Below are 14,797 nucleotides of genomic sequence, written 5' to 3'. Positions count from 1 at the left end.
CCCCACGGTGCACGCCGGGGGTGACGGGACGCATCGCGCTGCGGTAGAAGCCCGCCATGCGGTTCGACTTCATCAAATGCCACGGCTCCGGCAACGACTTTCCCATGATCGATGCCCGTGCGCTCGAGCTCGACGATGCGATCTGGGCCGGCGTGGCCCGCGCGCTGGCGGATCGGCGCGGGCCGGTCGGCGGCGATGGGTTGTTGCTGCTGACCGCCGGCGACAAGATCCACCCCTTCGGGATGCGGATGTTCAATTCGGACGGCAGCGAGGCGGAAACCTGCCTGAACGGCCTGCGCTGCGTTGCGCGGCTCGGCTTCGACCTGCTTGGGGTCGATCGGGCCAGTGTCCGCCTCAAGACATCGAGCGCGGAGGTGGCGCGCGACGCGCCGATCGCACCCGGCGTGGTGACGATCCGCGAGACGGCGGGCCCCGCCGATCTCGACGTGACTCGCTGGCCGATGGACATCGGTGCGCATGAGAATGTTCAGGCGGCAATCGCGATGTTGCCGACCGGGCGGCGCTTTACTGCGGTCGCGATCCCCAACCCGCATCTGGTGAGCTTTGTCGACTCGGTCGACGAAGCGGAACTGGTCGCGATCGGCGAGGCCTGCGAGGCGGCGCCGGCCTGGCTACCCAACCGCGCCAATGTCTCTTTCGTCGAGATACGCGGGCCGGCCGCCCTGTTCGTGCGCACCTTCGAGCGCGGCGTCGGCCTGACTGACAGCTGCGGCAGCGCCATGGCTGCCTCGGCTTTCGCCGCCTGCCTCACCGGCCGCACTGAATTCGGCGCCGAACTGACCGTGTTCAACCGCGGCGGCCTCGTCCGCGCCCAGGCCGAGAGCGACGGCATGGTCAGCCTTTCGGGCAACGCGACCTTCGAATGGGAAGGATCGGCGGAAGTCGATGCCGTGCGCGGCCTCGCGGGCGATCTGGCGATTGCCCGCCATTTCGACGCGGAGATCGCTGCCTGGGCCGAGGCGCTCGAAGCAATCGGCTGAGCCTCTCGAGCGGCCCGATTCAGCGACGCTGCAACGGTCTCTAGGACCCGGCGGCGCGCGCGCAGGCGATGCACTGGCTGGCGGCGGGCAATGCGGCAAGACGCGCCGGGGCGATCGGATCGCCGCAGGAGACGCACAGGCCGTAGCTGCCCGCGTCGAGCCGGGCGATTGCCGCCCGGGTCGCGGCGATCTCGGCGACCGCTGCGTCGCCGATCGCTTCCTCGGCTTCCTCGCTTTCGCGCTCGATCGCCTGTTCGCCCGAATCGGGGTCGTGCGGCTGAGCGAAGTCCTGCTCGACCTGGTCGAGCCGCGCGCCGAGCGCATCGAGGCGGCTCAGCAGCGCTGCCCGGACGGCGTGGGTGTCGATGCTCGTCGTCATGCCGCGCGCTTCGTCGCGATCAGCGCGGCAATCTGGTCGAGCAGCACCACCCGGTCGCGCTTCAGCGCTTCGAGCCGGTCATGTGCGGCCGCCTCGATGCCAGTCTCGATCCGGTGGATCTCCTTGCCGAGGTCATGATGCTTCGCGGCCAGGGTCCGGAAATGCGCGCTTTGCTCCTTCAGCCAATGCAGGGCGTCCCCGTCGCTGGGGAACAGGGCGTGGAGATCATGGCCGACGTCGCTCATTTTCGTGCTCCTCGAGGTAATTACGCGCGACCATAGGCCGGGGAAAGCGAAGCCGATCTGATCCTGGTCAAATGGCTGACGATTGATCTCGATTCAACCCGGCACCGCCAACATGTACCTCAGCCGACCATCGCGTTCAGGAACGATATGGCCGCTTCATCGTATCTCTCGTCATCGCCCGGCCAACGGGCAAGGAGAAATGCCGTGAAGATCAGGACAATGCTTCTCACTGCCGGCCTCGCGATTGCATCGCTCGGGGTCAGCGCCGGCGCGAGTGCCCAGAACTACAATGGCGGGGATCGCCATGACAGCAGCTATGACAGGGATCATCGCAACGACCAGCGCTACGACCATCGCGATGACCGCCGCGACCATCGCGACGATCGTCGTGACCGGCGTGACGATCGTCGCGACTGGCGCGGCGATCGCGGCCATCATTATGGCTGGAACCGCCATCAGCGTTGCTGGACTGAATGGCACCATCATCACCGCGTGCGCATCTGCCGCTGATGCGGCGGGACGGGTGCGGCGGCATTGCCCGCAGCACCCGTTTTTTTCGCATGCGGGATACATTACCGAAGCACAACGCAACGATTCGCTTCCTCGGTCGTTCCGACAGCGTAATATTCACGGGAGAAATTCATGAGAAAGATCACCAGCATCGCGCTGATCGCCAGCTGCTTCGCCTTCGCGGCCCCGGCGGTTGCGCAGACGGCGCAGGACGACGCGCGCTTCCAGCAGGCGCAGCAGCGGCTCGACAACGAGCTCCGGCTCTTCCGTCAGGAATTCGATCGCTATCAGGCGGCGCGCGCCAACAATCCGCGCGGCGGCTATCGCGGCGGGTACAATGATCCGCGCAACGGCGGGTACAACGATCCGCGCAACGGCGGGTACAATGATCCGCGCGGCGGCTATGGCTATAATGACGATCGCGTCGAGACCGGATATGATCCCGCGCGCTATTATCGCGAAGGCCCGAATTATCAGGAGCGCGTGCTGAGCGCGGACGACCGCATCTATCGCGGCAATGACGGGCGTTATTATTGCAAGCGCAATGACGGCACCACTGGCCTGGTCGTGGGCGCGGTTGCCGGCGGCGTTCTGGGCAATGTCATCGATGGCGGCCATTCGCGCAGCGTTGGTACCATCCTTGGCGCGATCCTCGGCGGCGCGGCCGGCCGGTCGATCGACAAGAACAACAGCGACGTTCGCTGCCGCTGAATGAGTGCGGGCGCCGCGCGGTCAGCGCGGCGCCCGCCTTCGCCGGGATTAAATCGGCCCGCCGATTGGCCGCACAGGCGAATATGGAGTCGGGCCCAGAACCGATTCGGTTGGTCCTAGAAGAAGCGCGGGATCGGTCGGGGGTGCGGCGTCATCCGCTCCGTGAGATCGAAATCCACCTCGTCGACATAGCACCAGCCCCACCCCTCGGGCGGGTCATAGCCTTCGATGATCGGATGCTGCGTTGCATGGAAGTGCGCCGTCGCATGGCGGTTGGGCGAATCGTCGCAACAGCCGACATGGCCGCAGGTCCGGCACAGCCGGAGATGAACCCACCAGCTCCCCGTCTTGAGGCATTCCTCGCAGCCATCGGCGCTCGGCGTCACGTCCCTGATGTCGCGCTGGTGCGGGCAGGTGTCGGTCATGGCCGGTCCTGTTCTCGATCAATCCGATTCTCGTCCGATCATTGCCCGGCACGCAATCCACGGCAATGCTGTCGTCGCCTTTCATGGAGAAAATGCGCGTGCTTCCCAGAATCCTGATCGATACCGCCATTGTGCCCGAGGGCGGCGAGCTCCGCCTGTTCCGGCGCGGTGCCGAATTCTCGATCATGCTCGGCGCGAACGAGCTGATGAACAGCCGGCTGAGCGGATCCGAAGAGGCGCTGGCCGTACGTGCATGCGAGCGGCTGCGCGACGCGCCACGGCCCCGGCTCCTGATCGGCGGGCTCGGCATGGGCTTCACCTTGCGCGCCGCTCTGGCCGCGCTCGGGACGGAGGCGGAGGTGACGGTCGCGGAACTGGTGCCGGCCGTGGTCGCCTGGGCCCGCGGCCCGATGGCGGCGATCTTCGCCGGATGCCTCGAGGACCGGCGCGTCCGGGTCGTGGAGGAGGATGTGGCCGGACAGATCGCAGGGGCGGCATCCGCCTGGGATGCGATCCTGCTCGATGTCGATAACGGCCCCGATGGTCTCAGCCGGGCAGGGAACGGCCGGCTTTATGGACCGGCGGGGCTGGCGGCGGCGCGGCGCGCGCTACGGCCCGCCGGCGTGCTCGCGATATGGTCCGCCGCCCCCGACCGTGCCTTTGCGCGGCGGCTCGACGAGGCCGGGTTCGCTGTGGAGGAGATGGTCGTTCGAGCACGTGCCGGCGGGCGCGGTGCGCGACATGTGATATGGCTGGCGACGAAAACCGCCTGAGACAGGCGTCGATGCGCGGTCCGCCAATGCGAATGCTTACCCGGTCGTGGCGACCTCGGGGTGGTCGGAATCGGTGCCGGGCGCGGGCTGCGGTGCGGTATCGGTGTCTGGCACCAACCCATCGAGCCGGGCGACGAGCTCGGCGGCAAACGGGCTGACCTGGCCGAAGCGCGCCAGAGCATCATGGGTGGCGGGCGCTGTATCGGGATAGGCGAGCAGGGCCACGGCGGCGATCGGTATGATCGCAAGCGTCAGCAGCATCGCGCCGACGATTCGGGTAATGGAAGGGCGGTGGCGCGGGGCGGGCCGAAAGTAAGGCGCAAGCGGCGCGGTGTCCCGGCGCGGCGTGTCCCAGCGCAACGCAACGCGCGCGCGATCGAGGCGGGCGCGGTCATAAACGGCCCTCGCGCCTGGATTGCCGAGAATGGCAAAGGCCTCGTTGATCTCTCGCGCGCGGAGGCCTGCCCGGTCTCCTGGGTTGGTGTCGGGATGATATTTGCGGAGCAGCGCCCGCCACGCGGCATGAACGACGACATCGTCCGCCGAAGGGCTCAGGCCGAGAACGGCATAAGGGTCCGTTGCTTCATGCACGCGACTCTTTCTGCAACCGAAATGATCCGAAATCAAAGCCGGATTATGGCTAATGGCCGCGCCGATAGGCGCAATCCGCCGCCTCGGCGACGCTGAACACCAGCGAGTAGGGTTGAGGAAACGTTGCCGACCCGAAACGTAATTGACTCGGGCTCGTACGAGGCTGACAGTGCCGGTCGCGAGAGGAGACGGCGTCATGGCGACCGGGACCGTGAAATGGTTCAATGATTCGAAGGGCTTCGGCTTCATTACCCCCGATGATGGTGGTGAGGACCTGTTCGCCCATTTCTCCGCGATCCAGATGAACGGCTTCAAGACGCTGCGCGAAGGGCAGAAGGTTTCGTATGAAATAACGCAGGGGCCGAAGGGCCTGCAGGCCTCGAATATCCAGGCGCCCGAGGAATAGGAACGACGAATAGGGGGTTGGGTGCGATCCTGCTTCTTCCCTATATTTCGACGCCGATCATGAGCCGGATCGCCCATACGCGGCTGCACATGAGAGCAGCCGGCGCGTCACTGCGAATCATTCAACGGGTTATGATCGATCGTTCCATTGCGAATCATCGGCGTCTCCGTTCTTCACCGATGGACGGTCGCCTGGTCGGATTCAGGTCGCGACGCTCGCCGCCGTCATCCGCTGCTCCGGCTGACGTCGGAACGCCGCCCCAGCGGCGACGTTCGCGAATGCCGGCAGCCATCGCGATCTCCCATATTGTTGCGTTCGAGTGCCTCGCGTCCAGGCGAAAAAAGGACCAAAGCTGTTGCGCTTGAGCAACAGCAGCAAGAATTTGTTCGCTTGCGCGGAAACCAACCTTTGAGTAGGGAGTTTGGGCTGTCCGAGTGACAACGAAGAAAGGGGATTTTTATGCGGAAGCTTGCCATTGCTATGGCGCTCGCCTCCACCGCTCTCGCCTCACCCGCCCTAGCCCGCGACAATTCGTGGTATGTGGGCGTTGAGGGCGGCGCGATGATCGTCCAAGACCTGCATTTTGATATCGGTGCACTTCCGCGTGCCGCCACCGTCGATAGCAACTACGGCTATACGGTCGATGGCAATATCGGCTATGATTTCGGCGCGTTCCGCGTTGAAACCGAAGTCGGTTATCAGAGTGCGACGGTCGATAGCTACACGTCGACGACGACGACTGCGATTCTCAACCAGCAGGGCCATCCGTCGATCGCTCCTGCCGGCACCTATAACTATGCCGGTGGCCGCACCACGGCGCTCAGCTTCATGCTGAACGGCCTGCTCGACTTCGGTGACGACAATGGCCTTCAGGGCTTTGTCGGCGGCGGTGTCGGTGTTGCTCGCATCAAGGCGGGCAAGTACGCGCTGAACACGCTCAGCAACTTCCTCGACGATTCGGACACGGTGTTTGCCTGGCAGGCCGTGGCCGGTGTCCGCGCACCGATCACGAGCCATCTCGATGCCTCGATCAAGTATCGCTACTTCGTCGCGGACAACGTCAAGCTGGTCGACAACCAGGGCCGTGCACTCCAGACGGACTATCGTTCGCACTCGATCCTGGGTGGCCTGACCTACAACTTCGGCGGACCGCCGCCGCCTCCCCCGCCGCCGCCGCCTCCCCCGCCGCCGCCTCCCCCGCCGCCGCCTGAGCCCGTTGCTCCGCCGCCGCCGGTTTGCTCGCCAGGACCGTTCATCGTGTTCTTCGAGTGGGACAAGTCGGACATCACGCCGGATGCGTCGTCGATCCTCGACAACGCGATCACCCAGTATCAGAACTGCGGCAATGCGCAGGTCATGCTGGCCGGTCACGCCGATCGCTCGGGTTCGGACGCATACAACGTCGCTCTCTCGCAGCGTCGTGCGGACTCGGTGAAGGCTTATATGTCGGCACACGCCATTCCGGCTGGTGTCATCTCGACCGAAGCGTTCGGCGAAAGCCGCCCGCGCGTCGCGACCGCCGATGGCGTCCGCGAGGTTCAGAACCGCCGCGTGGAAGTCACCTACGGACCTGGTTCGGGCAACTAAGCCCTTACCGGTTTCCGGAAGTAATCGAGAGGGAGATCGGCATCGCCGGTCTCCCTTTTCGTTCGTATGCGGCTTGTGACAGTTGCTATGATGATCGTAGCGAAGACATTCTCGCGCCCCGGACATTAATGACGGGTGGCAATCGCACCTCGGTAGACTAGAGGGACGCAGGTTCGGGCGGCGGCGCCCCGTCTCGTTGATAAGGTATCACGCATGCGGATAACGATGATTGGTTCGGGCTATGTCGGCCTGGTTTCGGGCGCGTGTTTTTCGGATTTCGGGCATGACGTGATCTGCGTCGACAAGGACGCCGGCAAGATCGCCGCACTCGAGGGCGGCCAGATGCCGATCTTCGAACCCGGGCTCGACAAGCTGGTCGAGACCAATGTCGCTGCCGGCCGACTGAGCTTCACCACTGATCTGAAGGCGGCGGTCGCCGGGGCCGACGCTGTGTTCATAGCGGTTGGCACGCCCTCGCGGCGCGGCGACGGCCATGCCGACCTGACCTATGTGTTCGACGCGACGCGCGAGATCGGTGCCGCGATCGACGGACCGGTGGTGGTCGTCACCAAGTCGACCGTGCCGGTCGGCACCGGCGACAAGGTCGAAGAGATATTGAAGGAGGTTGCCGGCGATTTCGAAATCGCCGTCGTCTCCAATCCCGAATTCCTGCGCGAGGGCGCCGCGATCGGCGACTTCAAGCGCCCTGACCGGATCGTTATCGGCACCGAGGATGCGCGAGCGCAGCAGGTGATGCGCGACATCTATCGTCCGCTTTACCTGAACGAGAGCCCGATCCTGTTTACCGGCCGGCGTACCTCGGAACTGATCAAATACGCGGCGAACGCCTTCCTCGCGACCAAGATCACCTTCATCAACGAGATCGCCGATCTGTGCGAAGCGGTCGGCGCCAATGTGCAGGACGTGTCCCGGGGCATCGGGCTCGATAACCGGATCGGCTCGAAATTCCTTCATGCCGGTCCTGGCTATGGCGGCTCCTGCTTCCCCAAGGATACGCTGGCGCTGCTCAAGACCGCCGAGGATTATGAAACCCCGGTGCGGATCGTCGAGGCGGTGGTCCAGGTCAACGACACACGCAAGCGTGCAATGGGCCGCAAGGTGATTCAGGCGCTGGGCGGGGAGGGCAAGGGCAAGACGGTCGCCGTGCTCGGCCTGACCTTCAAGCCGAATACCGACGACATGCGTGACGCACCGAGCCTGGCGATCGTTCAGAGCCTGCTCGACGCGGGCGCGTCGGTGCGTGCCCATGACCCGGAAGGGATGGATATCGCCAAGACGATGATGCCGCAGGTCACCTATTGCGGTGATGCCTATGAGGCGGCCCGGGGCGCGGACGCGGTAGTGATCGTAACCGAGTGGGATATTTACCGCGCGCTCGATCTCAAGCGGCTCGCCGCGACGATGGCAGCTGCGGTGATGGTTGATCTTCGCAACGTCTACCCGCCCGCGGAGGTCGCGCGTGCCGGCTTCGCCTACAGCTCGATCGGGCGTTAAGCCTCGCTGAGCGCCGTCGCGAGCCAGGCCGGCACGATCGCGTCGCCCAGGGCTTCGACGCGCCGCAGCTCGACCATCAGGCCGAGCGCGTCATAGGTCGCGCGGGTACGCTCGCCCGGCTCGGCAAGCGGCGCGACGACGAGGCGGCGATTGACCTTGGCACGGTGGTGCATCCGCGCGGTGTTCTCCTGCCCGACATAGCAGCCCTTGGTGAAGCTGACGCCGTTCAACTCGCGCGCATTGGCCTCCAGCCACAGCGTCTTGTCCGACCCGAGTTCCGCCATGCCTTCGGTGACGCCGAGGGACAGGCGGTGGGCGAGCCATCCGGTCGCCGGTTCACCGGGATCGCCAAGCCAGCGATGGCCAAGGGCGGCAAGGCGCGGATCGGCAACGCCCCTGTCTTCCATCGGCGACCAATGGACCGCGCCGGCGATCCGCTCGATCGTGATCGCCCGGCGCAGGCGGTAGAGGGCAAGCCGGCGGACAAGGGCATCGGCGCTATCCGCTTCGCAATCGATCAGTATCGCGTCACCGTCAGCCCAGAGCAGGAAGTCGAACAGCGCTTTGCCCTGCGGGGTCAGAAGGCCTGACCAGCGCGGCGCGGCGGCGTCGAGGTCAATCACGTTCTGAGTGACCAGGCCCTGGAGAAAGCCGCGAACATCCTCGCCCGCCACCCGGATCAGCGCGCGATCGGCGAGCATGGTGGCGGTTCGTACGGCTCTTGGGGTGGTTTCGCTCATGGTGAACAGGTAGGGACGCGGAAGGGATCGCGGAAGAGGCGAAGACAGTCATGGTTACGGCGTTCGATCTGAAGCTTGTCGGGGGCACCGTCCATCTGCCGGGCGGACCGGTGCGGACCGATATCGGCGTGCGCGGCGGGCGGATCGCCGCGATCGGCGCAACCGGCGATGCCGGCGAGACGATCGATTGCACCGGACTCGATATATTGCCGGGGGTGATCGACACCCAGGTTCATTTCCGCGAGCCCGGGCTGACTCACAAGGAGGATCTCGAAAGCGGCAGCCGCGCGGCTGTGCTGGGCGGCGTGACCGCCGTGTTCGAAATGCCGAACACCAAGCCCAATACGGACAGCGCCGCGGCGATCGAGCACAAGCTCGCCCGTGCGCGGCACCGGATGTGGTGCGACCATGCCTTTTACGTCGGCGCAACCAACCTCAACGCCGCCGAACTCGCCGAGCTCGAACGGTTGCCGGGGACGGCGGGGGTGAAGATCTTCATGGGCGCCTCGACTGGCGATCTGCTCGTCTCTGAGGATTCAAATCTCGCCCGCGTCCTTGCATCGGGGCACCGCCGGGTCGCGATCCATGCCGAGGACGAGGCGCGGATGAACGCAAGGACGGGCGAACGCGTGCCGGGCGACGCGTCGTCGCACCCGGTGTGGCGCGACGATGAGAGCGCCTTGCTGGCAACGCGCCGTATCCTCGCGCTGGCGCGGGCGGCGAAGCGGCGGATCCATGTATTGCATGTGACGACGCCGGCCGAGCTCGAATTGCTCGGGCAGAACAAGGATATCGCAACCTGCGAGGTGACGCCGCAGCATCTGACTCTCGCCGGTGAGGAGGCCTATCCGCGGCTCGGCACGCTCGCGCAGATGAACCCGCCGATCCGCTCGGGCGCGCACCGCGACGGGCTGTGGCATTGGCTGGGGCAGGGCGTGCCCGATATTCTCGGCTCGGACCATGCGCCGCACACGCTTGAGGAGAAGGCGAAGTCGTATCCCGACAGCCCAAGCGGCATGCCCGGCGTGCAGACGATGCTGCCGCTGATGCTCAACCATGTCGCTGAAGGCCGCACGACGCTTGCCCGGGTGATCGACCTGACCAGCGCCGGGCCGCAGCGGGTGTTCGGGATTATCGGCAAAGGCCGGATCGCGGTCGGCTATGATGCCGATTTCAGCGTGGTCGATCTGAAGGCGCGCTGGACGATCGAGGAAAGCTGGCTCGCCTCGCGGAGCGGCTGGTCGCCTTTCACCGGCATGACGCTGACCGGGCGGCCGATCGGGACAATCGTGCGCGGCCGGCGGGTGATGTGGGACGGGGCGCTGGCCGATATGGCCATCGGCGAACCGATCCGGTTCGAGGCGATCGAGTTCGGCTGAATCTTTTTCGGGGCCGTCGGGCCGATTCAACCCGGCAAGACAATGCTTTATGCTTTTCTCCCCGCCGCGGCGGAAGGGCCTGGTCTGTTGGAGATGTCAGTAACCCTCATGACATTCCCAACACGCGGCGATCTGGGTCTCGCTCCGATTCAACAATGCGTCGAACCGACATAGATCGGCAGGGCTACCAGCTGGTGCGGTTCATTCTCGTCGCTGACCAAAAGCGCTCCCGGCGCTGGCGTTCAGAAGGGGAACCAGCGCGATTTGTGGGAGAACTTCATATAGCCGACATTGACGCCCTGCCGCCAGCCGACGCCGAGGCGGATCGGAATCAGCACGGTGTTGCCGCGCCGCAAATAGGTCGCCGCAAACCCGCCGACGAAATAAAGTCTGCCCTCGCCTGCCGGGAAGCGACGGAACAGCTCCTCCGTATCGTAGAGATTATAGACGAGCACGAACACCTTGGTCGCATCGCCGCCAAGGTCGAAGCCGAAGGACGGCCCGGTCCAGTAAACCGGCATCTGGCCCTCCACTTTGTGGAACATCGTGCCCTGGCCGTAGCGCAGGCCAAGCGCGATCGCGCCCGAGGCCTCGCGTCCGGAAATATAGGCGTTGGGCTCGCCCTGTTCCTTGAGCGTCCGCTCGAGGATGCCGGCGAGCCCGGCCGCGCCCTTGCCGAAAGTGCCCTCCGCGGCGCTGAGGATTTCCTCGCGCTTGAAGGTCTGGGCAGTTGCGGCGTCGGCGTTGGCCTCGTGCAAGGCAGTATTCGCCGGCTGGTTCTCCGGGACGGCATTGGCCTGCACCCCAGGTTCTGAAGGGTTATAGGGCGGATATTGCTGCTGCGGCACTGAAGACTGAGACGGATATGTCTGGGGCGCGGATGATTGAGGCGGGTAAGACTGGGCGGGGGCCTGATAGGCCGCGCCGCTATCGTCCGCGGGTGGCGGCGGTGTCGTTTGCGGCTTGTTCAGGTCGCTGTCGATCACCTGGTTGGGGTCGATAGTGTGGACCTGGGCAAGCGCCGGAGCGCTGCTGACACCAAGCGTCGCAACCGCCAGCGACAGGATCATCAATATCTGGCGCACGCTCTTCACTCCCCGCTGGCCCAATATGACAGTCTAGCGCCCTCGCGGCTTGCGCCACAATGAACGCCGCGACGACCCGAGTCGAATATGGGGCGGATGACAGGCGCGAGCGTGGTTGATCGCGGAGGAACCCGTCGCTATAGCCCCGCACTGCTGCCGAGCCGGAGACGTGGGTGAGTGGCTGAAACCAGCGGTTTGCTAAACCGCCGTACGGGGTTTACTCGTACCGAGGGTTCGAATCCCTCCGTCTCCGCCAGGGTGTCGCGCGTCGCCCTTCGCGACCCCTGAACGGTCGACCCGTTCAACAAACAGCGGCTGCGCGAGCCGATCGGGAATTTTCCGCCAGGATAATATGCCGAGGGTGGCTCGTTTCACGTCTCACTCGCACCCTTGAACACCAGATCACCCTGACGGCGCACCGAGATGCGCGCAATCAGCCCGTCGCGAAGCGCATAGTCGACAAAGACTCGCCCCTCGATCCGGTCGCCTCGTTGCATCGGGCGAAGCACGAAGTTCGGCGCGTCGGCGATCGCGGTGAAGCGCATCGTCGCGTCGAGCGTGATCGCCGCGTCGCTGGCCTCGACCGAATGAATCGAGAGCCGTTCGCGCACTGTTTCGAACATCGGGCCGTAGAAACCGACAATGGCATCCGGTCCGCAGAGCGGCGGGATCTGCGGGTTGAGCGTGAGCACGACATCGTCGGCATAGAAGCGCCGGAACCGGTCGCAATCCGCGTTGCTGAAGGCAGCGACATAAGCGTGGAAAGCAGCGATCTGGCTCGGATGAGCGCCGAGCGGCGCGAGACGGGTGACGCCTTTCCCCGGCGGCCAGGTCATCGACTTGAGCTCGGCCACCTTGCCGTGGCGCAGCCGGTAGGTGACGAAGAACTTGACCGTCACGCTGTCTCCCGGATGGAGATGGCCGAAGGGAAAATCCGCGCGCTCCTTGGTCGCATGGAAATCCATGTCTATCTCGGCGAAGAGGTGTTCGTCGTCTCGCAATACCAGCTGCGGCCGCATTACTTCGCGAACGCCGTCATGCGCCCACCCGAGGAAGGCGAGCAACTGATCGCTCCCCTGATAGTCGCGCGAGCCGCCCGTGAAGCGCACATCCTCGCAGAAGAATCGCTCGACCAGTGCGCGATCGTCACCGGTGTTGAACAGCGCCTCGTAGGCCGAATAATCCATGGCCGGCATCCATTCCGCTATTTCGTACGGCGTGCAACCTGAAACCGACCGGGCGCGGTCGCTCGGCAGAGCAGTCTGCATCGTCCGCTGACGACAGCCGCCCCTTTCGTTCGACGACGTTTATCGGGAGGAATAATGGTCGGAATTCGAGAACAAAAAGGGAATAAATGGGGCGTCGCAACCAGGGCTGAAGCATTGTCGACGTATAAATCGGACCCGTCCCCGGCCATATCGAGGAGTTGCAGGGGCGCAGAGTGGAAATTATGCCGCTATATAACAAAATATTAGGTGACCCTATCGACTCCTCCGTCTCCGCCGCGGTTTGAAGGTGCCCCCCATCGCCCGACATTATCTCGCTTACGACCTTGTCGTCCGGTCCGAGCTGGCATTGCCCGGCGGCATCGTGCTCGGCGATGGCGATCCGCGGATTGCGGCGGGGGTAGATATCGAGATTGCCGAGGGCGACGCGGCGCTGCACGGCCCGACCCGTGATCTCGGACCCTACCGGCTGGCCGGGGACAGTCTGTTGTTCGAGATGCCGCGGATCGCGCGCTACCGGTGCGATGCGGGTATGCGGATCATTGTCGAGCGCATCGGCGACACGCCCGAAGGCGTGGCCGCCAGCTATCTGATCGCGACCGCGCTACCGGCATTGCTGTGGATGCGGGGCGAGGTCGTCCTTCATGCGGCGGCGGCGGTGCTGCCGGGCGCGGCCGGCGCAATCGCAGTCGGCGGCACATCGGGCAGCGGCAAGTCGACCATCCTGCGTGCGCTGGTCGCGGCCGGGGCGAGCGTGGTTGCCGACGATAGTTTGTGTCTGCGCTTCAACGGCGCGGGCATGACGGTCAGCGGCCTCGCGGGCGGCTATTTCGTCACGGGCGGCGATGACGACATGGCGCGCAGGTTCGAGACCGTGCCGGCCGACCGTCGACTGGCATCGACCCGTCTGGCCGGCCTGATGATGCTTGGCGCGCGCGCATCGTCTGGCGGGCCGGCACTCCATGTCCTGGGCGGTGTCGCCGCGCTCGAGGCATTGCTCGCCAGCCGCCACCGCCCGCGGATTCCGACCCTGCTCGGCAACAACAAGGCGCTACTGCCGGTGCTGGCACGCCTGTCGGAAACGCTGCCGATCCATCTCTGGAATCGGCGCGAGGGCGTGGCCGGGCTCGATCCGGCGGAGATGGCGTGGTTGACGGCCAGGGGCTGAACGTCAGTCGCGAAGCGGCCAAAGCGGCGCCCGCCCGCCGGCGAAGAGCGACAATCCCAAATCGAGCCCGTCGAGCCGGCGAATTTCGGTCGGCGCGGCGGGCAGGTCTAGCGTCGAAAGCCGGCGAAAGGCGCGATCGAGAAAGGTGATCGTCCCCGGCGTGCGGTGCCGATCGGCGCGGGCCGAGAATTTCGACGCGCCCACGGCGATCAGGTCGGCGCCGACGGAGAGGCCGCGGGTCATCATCGTGCTGACCTTCGCGAGCGGCCCGTCGATACTGATGATCTCCCCGGCGGCCGAGCCGCAGCTGATCAGCGCTCCATTCTCGAGCGCGACGAGATTATGGCAATCGTGCCCGGGCAGCGGCCGGCGATCGATCTCGTGCCAGTCCAGGTCGAACAGCGCGACTTCGCTCGCCTTGCCCGTATAGGCGAAGCCATTGTGGAACAGCACGAGGATGCGGTCTTCAACCTGCAGCAGCGAATTCGCGTGAACATAGCCGCGCGACCATGCGCGCTTGTCCATCCGGGGGAGCGGATACAGTGCCTCGTAGCCAGCCTCACCCGACTCGAAACGCAGGATGCGCTGGTTCTGGGTATCGAGCACAGTGAGACGGCCGTCGATGAAATCGATCTGGTGGCAGCCATTGTCGAGCCCGTCGACAAGGACGCGCGCCTCGGCGATCCGGTCGCCGACCCGGTCGAGCCGGACGATGCGACCGCGCTGTGTCGGCAGCCCGGCGAGATCGCATGCCTCGAACGCGAAGATCGACCCTCCGCGCAGGGTCAGCCCGAAGAAGGAGCCATGCGCAATCCTGACATGGCTCGTTTCATGCACCGCGAACAGGCCGCGCCGGGTCGCGACGAGATGGCTCATGCCGGTCAGGTCATGCTGCACCAGGCGTATCGTGCGCGCGTCATAGGCGGCATGGGCGAGCGCGCGGGCGATTCGTTCCGCCTCGCTCAGCGGCGCGCGTGCGCCTTTCCCGCCCGATGGCGGCACCGGCCTTTCGCCCTGACCACTGGAATGCCTTCCCGCTACCATGCATCCGCCTGT

General features: G+C 65.3%; 17 protein-coding genes and 1 tRNA gene. 10 read left to right on the top strand and 8 right to left on the bottom strand.

Annotation, left to right across the window (positions count from 1 at the left end; all coding sequences use genetic code 11):
- The first annotated feature begins 56 nt into the window (after positions 1 to 56).
- Positions 57 to 1,001 carry a diaminopimelate epimerase gene (gene dapF, locus ABD050_RS08920; protein WP_343888928.1) on the top strand — a complete coding sequence of 315 codons (945 nt, stop codon included), beginning with the start codon at positions 57 to 59 and terminating at the stop codon, positions 999 to 1,001.
- Positions 1,002 to 1,041: 40 nt separating this feature from the next.
- Here dapF and ABD050_RS08915 read toward each other — a convergent pair whose 3' ends face one another.
- Positions 1,042 to 1,380: a TraR/DksA C4-type zinc finger protein gene (locus tag ABD050_RS08915; protein ID WP_343888926.1), complete on the bottom strand. Its 339-nt coding sequence runs from the start codon at positions 1,378 to 1,380 to the stop codon at positions 1,042 to 1,044.
- On the bottom strand, positions 1,377 to 1,625 hold the full coding sequence (locus tag ABD050_RS08910; protein ID WP_343888924.1) for an HP1242/YdcH family protein: 249 nt from the start codon (positions 1,623 to 1,625) through the stop codon (positions 1,377 to 1,379). The genes ABD050_RS08915 and ABD050_RS08910 overlap by 4 nt, the downstream gene beginning before the upstream one ends.
- 204 nt (positions 1,626 to 1,829) lie before the next feature.
- Between ABD050_RS08910 and ABD050_RS08905 the strand changes: the two genes are divergently transcribed.
- Both ABD050_RS08905 and ABD050_RS08900 read left to right on the top strand, forming a co-directional pair.
- The gene (locus ABD050_RS08905; RefSeq protein WP_343888923.1) at positions 1,830 to 2,135 is read left to right on the top strand and encodes a hypothetical protein; all 306 of its coding nucleotides are present in this window, start codon (positions 1,830 to 1,832) and stop codon (positions 2,133 to 2,135) included.
- Between the two features lie 132 nt (positions 2,136 to 2,267).
- Entirely contained in the window at positions 2,268 to 2,846 is a 579-nt protein-coding gene (locus ABD050_RS08900) for a glycine zipper 2TM domain-containing protein (protein WP_343888922.1), read from the top strand.
- 116 nt (positions 2,847 to 2,962) lie between these two features.
- Here ABD050_RS08900 and ABD050_RS08895 read toward each other — a convergent pair whose 3' ends face one another.
- A complete protein-coding gene (locus tag ABD050_RS08895) occupies positions 2,963 to 3,271 on the bottom strand; it encodes a UBP-type zinc finger domain-containing protein (protein ID WP_343888921.1) in 309 nt (102 codons plus the stop codon).
- A 98-nt stretch (positions 3,272 to 3,369) separates the two neighbouring features.
- Between ABD050_RS08895 and ABD050_RS08890 the strand changes: the two genes are divergently transcribed.
- Positions 3,370 to 4,044, top strand: coding sequence for a polyamine aminopropyltransferase (locus ABD050_RS08890; RefSeq protein ID WP_343888920.1), 675 nt, complete (start codon positions 3,370 to 3,372; stop codon positions 4,042 to 4,044).
- Between the two features lie 36 nt (positions 4,045 to 4,080).
- Here the strand turns inward: ABD050_RS08890 and ABD050_RS08885 are convergent, their stop codons facing one another.
- Positions 4,081 to 4,635, bottom strand: coding sequence for a J domain-containing protein (locus ABD050_RS08885; RefSeq protein WP_343888919.1), 555 nt, complete (start codon positions 4,633 to 4,635; stop codon positions 4,081 to 4,083).
- Between the two features lie 196 nt (positions 4,636 to 4,831).
- On the opposite strand from ABD050_RS08885, the gene ABD050_RS08880 reads away from it, so the two are divergent.
- The 3 genes from ABD050_RS08880 (at position 4,832) to ABD050_RS08870 (ending at position 8,143) form a co-directional block, all read left to right on the top strand.
- Positions 4,832 to 5,041 carry a cold-shock protein gene (locus tag ABD050_RS08880; protein WP_343888918.1) on the top strand — a complete coding sequence of 70 codons (210 nt, stop codon included), beginning with the start codon at positions 4,832 to 4,834 and terminating at the stop codon, positions 5,039 to 5,041.
- Positions 5,042 to 5,500: 459 nt separating this feature from the next.
- Positions 5,501 to 6,628, top strand: coding sequence for an OmpA family protein (locus ABD050_RS08875; RefSeq protein WP_343888917.1), 1,128 nt, complete (start codon positions 5,501 to 5,503; stop codon positions 6,626 to 6,628).
- A 213-nt stretch (positions 6,629 to 6,841) separates the two neighbouring features.
- Entirely contained in the window at positions 6,842 to 8,143 is a 1,302-nt protein-coding gene (locus tag ABD050_RS08870) for a UDP-glucose dehydrogenase family protein (RefSeq protein WP_343888916.1), read from the top strand.
- On the opposite strand, the gene ygfZ is transcribed toward ABD050_RS08870, so the two are convergent.
- On the bottom strand, positions 8,140 to 8,883 hold the full coding sequence (gene ygfZ / locus ABD050_RS08865; RefSeq protein ID WP_343888915.1) for a CAF17-like 4Fe-4S cluster assembly/insertion protein YgfZ: 744 nt from the start codon (positions 8,881 to 8,883) through the stop codon (positions 8,140 to 8,142). The genes ABD050_RS08870 and ygfZ overlap by 4 nt on opposite strands.
- Positions 8,884 to 8,933: 50 nt before the next feature.
- Between ygfZ and ABD050_RS08860 the strand changes: the two genes are divergently transcribed.
- A complete protein-coding gene (locus tag ABD050_RS08860) occupies positions 8,934 to 10,262 on the top strand; it encodes a dihydroorotase (RefSeq protein ID WP_343888914.1) in 1,329 nt (442 codons plus the stop codon).
- A 242-nt stretch (positions 10,263 to 10,504) separates the two neighbouring features.
- On the opposite strand, the gene ABD050_RS08855 is transcribed toward ABD050_RS08860, so the two are convergent.
- Positions 10,505 to 11,332 carry a DUF1134 domain-containing protein gene (locus tag ABD050_RS08855; protein ID WP_343888958.1) on the bottom strand — a complete coding sequence of 276 codons (828 nt, stop codon included), beginning with the start codon at positions 11,330 to 11,332 and terminating at the stop codon, positions 10,505 to 10,507.
- 178 nt (positions 11,333 to 11,510) lie between these two features.
- On the opposite strand from ABD050_RS08855, the gene ABD050_RS08850 reads away from it, so the two are divergent.
- Positions 11,511 to 11,603 (top strand) — tRNA-Ser (locus ABD050_RS08850).
- A 115-nt stretch (positions 11,604 to 11,718) separates the two neighbouring features.
- On the opposite strand, the gene ABD050_RS08845 is transcribed toward ABD050_RS08850, so the two are convergent.
- Positions 11,719 to 12,534, bottom strand: a complete 816-nt coding sequence (locus ABD050_RS08845) for a nuclear transport factor 2 family protein (protein ID WP_343888913.1) — start codon at positions 12,532 to 12,534, stop codon at positions 11,719 to 11,721.
- Positions 12,535 to 12,856: 322 nt separating this feature from the next.
- Between ABD050_RS08845 and ABD050_RS08840 the strand changes: the two genes are divergently transcribed.
- Positions 12,857 to 13,741, top strand: a complete 885-nt coding sequence (locus ABD050_RS08840; RefSeq protein WP_343888912.1) for a hypothetical protein — start codon at positions 12,857 to 12,859, stop codon at positions 13,739 to 13,741.
- A 3-nt stretch (positions 13,742 to 13,744) separates the two neighbouring features.
- On the opposite strand, the gene ABD050_RS08835 is transcribed toward ABD050_RS08840, so the two are convergent.
- Complete coding sequence (locus tag ABD050_RS08835) at positions 13,745 to 14,785, bottom strand: hypothetical protein (RefSeq protein WP_343888911.1); 1,041 nt, start codon at positions 14,783 to 14,785, stop codon at positions 13,745 to 13,747.
- Between the last annotated feature and the right edge of the window lie 12 nt (positions 14,786 to 14,797).

The organism is Sphingomonas oligophenolica (assembly GCF_039522915.1).
GTDB classification, from domain to species: domain Bacteria; phylum Pseudomonadota; class Alphaproteobacteria; order Sphingomonadales; family Sphingomonadaceae; genus Sphingomonas; species Sphingomonas oligophenolica.
The sequence above is the reverse complement of the archived record's forward strand: the minus strand, read 5'-3'. Positions and strand labels throughout refer to the sequence as shown.

Bases quoted from the DNA above. Each gene is read 5' to 3' on its own strand.
- ABD050_RS08895 (WP_343888921.1), bottom strand. From the start codon at position 3,271: ATGACCGACACCTGCCCGCACCAGCGCGACATCAGGGACGTGACGCCG.
- ABD050_RS08845 (WP_343888913.1), bottom strand. From the start codon at position 12,534: ATGGATTATTCGGCCTACGAGGCGCTGTTCAACACCGGTGACGATCGC.
- ABD050_RS08875 (WP_343888917.1), top strand. From the start codon at position 5,501: ATGCGGAAGCTTGCCATTGCTATGGCGCTCGCCTCCACCGCTCTCGCC.
- ABD050_RS08915 (WP_343888926.1), bottom strand. From the start codon at position 1,380: ATGACGACGAGCATCGACACCCACGCCGTCCGGGCAGCGCTGCTGAGC.
- ABD050_RS08900 (WP_343888922.1), top strand. From the start codon at position 2,268: ATGAGAAAGATCACCAGCATCGCGCTGATCGCCAGCTGCTTCGCCTTC.
- dapF (WP_343888928.1), top strand. From the start codon at position 57: ATGCGGTTCGACTTCATCAAATGCCACGGCTCCGGCAACGACTTTCCC.
- ABD050_RS08860 (WP_343888914.1), top strand. From the start codon at position 8,934: ATGGTTACGGCGTTCGATCTGAAGCTTGTCGGGGGCACCGTCCATCTG.
- ABD050_RS08870 (WP_343888916.1), top strand. From the start codon at position 6,842: ATGCGGATAACGATGATTGGTTCGGGCTATGTCGGCCTGGTTTCGGGC.
- ABD050_RS08835 (WP_343888911.1), bottom strand. From the start codon at position 14,785: ATGGTAGCGGGAAGGCATTCCAGTGGTCAGGGCGAAAGGCCGGTGCCG.
- ABD050_RS08880 (WP_343888918.1), top strand. From the start codon at position 4,832: ATGGCGACCGGGACCGTGAAATGGTTCAATGATTCGAAGGGCTTCGGC.
- ABD050_RS08910 (WP_343888924.1), bottom strand. From the start codon at position 1,625: ATGAGCGACGTCGGCCATGATCTCCACGCCCTGTTCCCCAGCGACGGG.
- ABD050_RS08855 (WP_343888958.1), bottom strand. From the start codon at position 11,332: ATGATCCTGTCGCTGGCGGTTGCGACGCTTGGTGTCAGCAGCGCTCCG.
- ygfZ (WP_343888915.1), bottom strand. From the start codon at position 8,883: ATGAGCGAAACCACCCCAAGAGCCGTACGAACCGCCACCATGCTCGCC.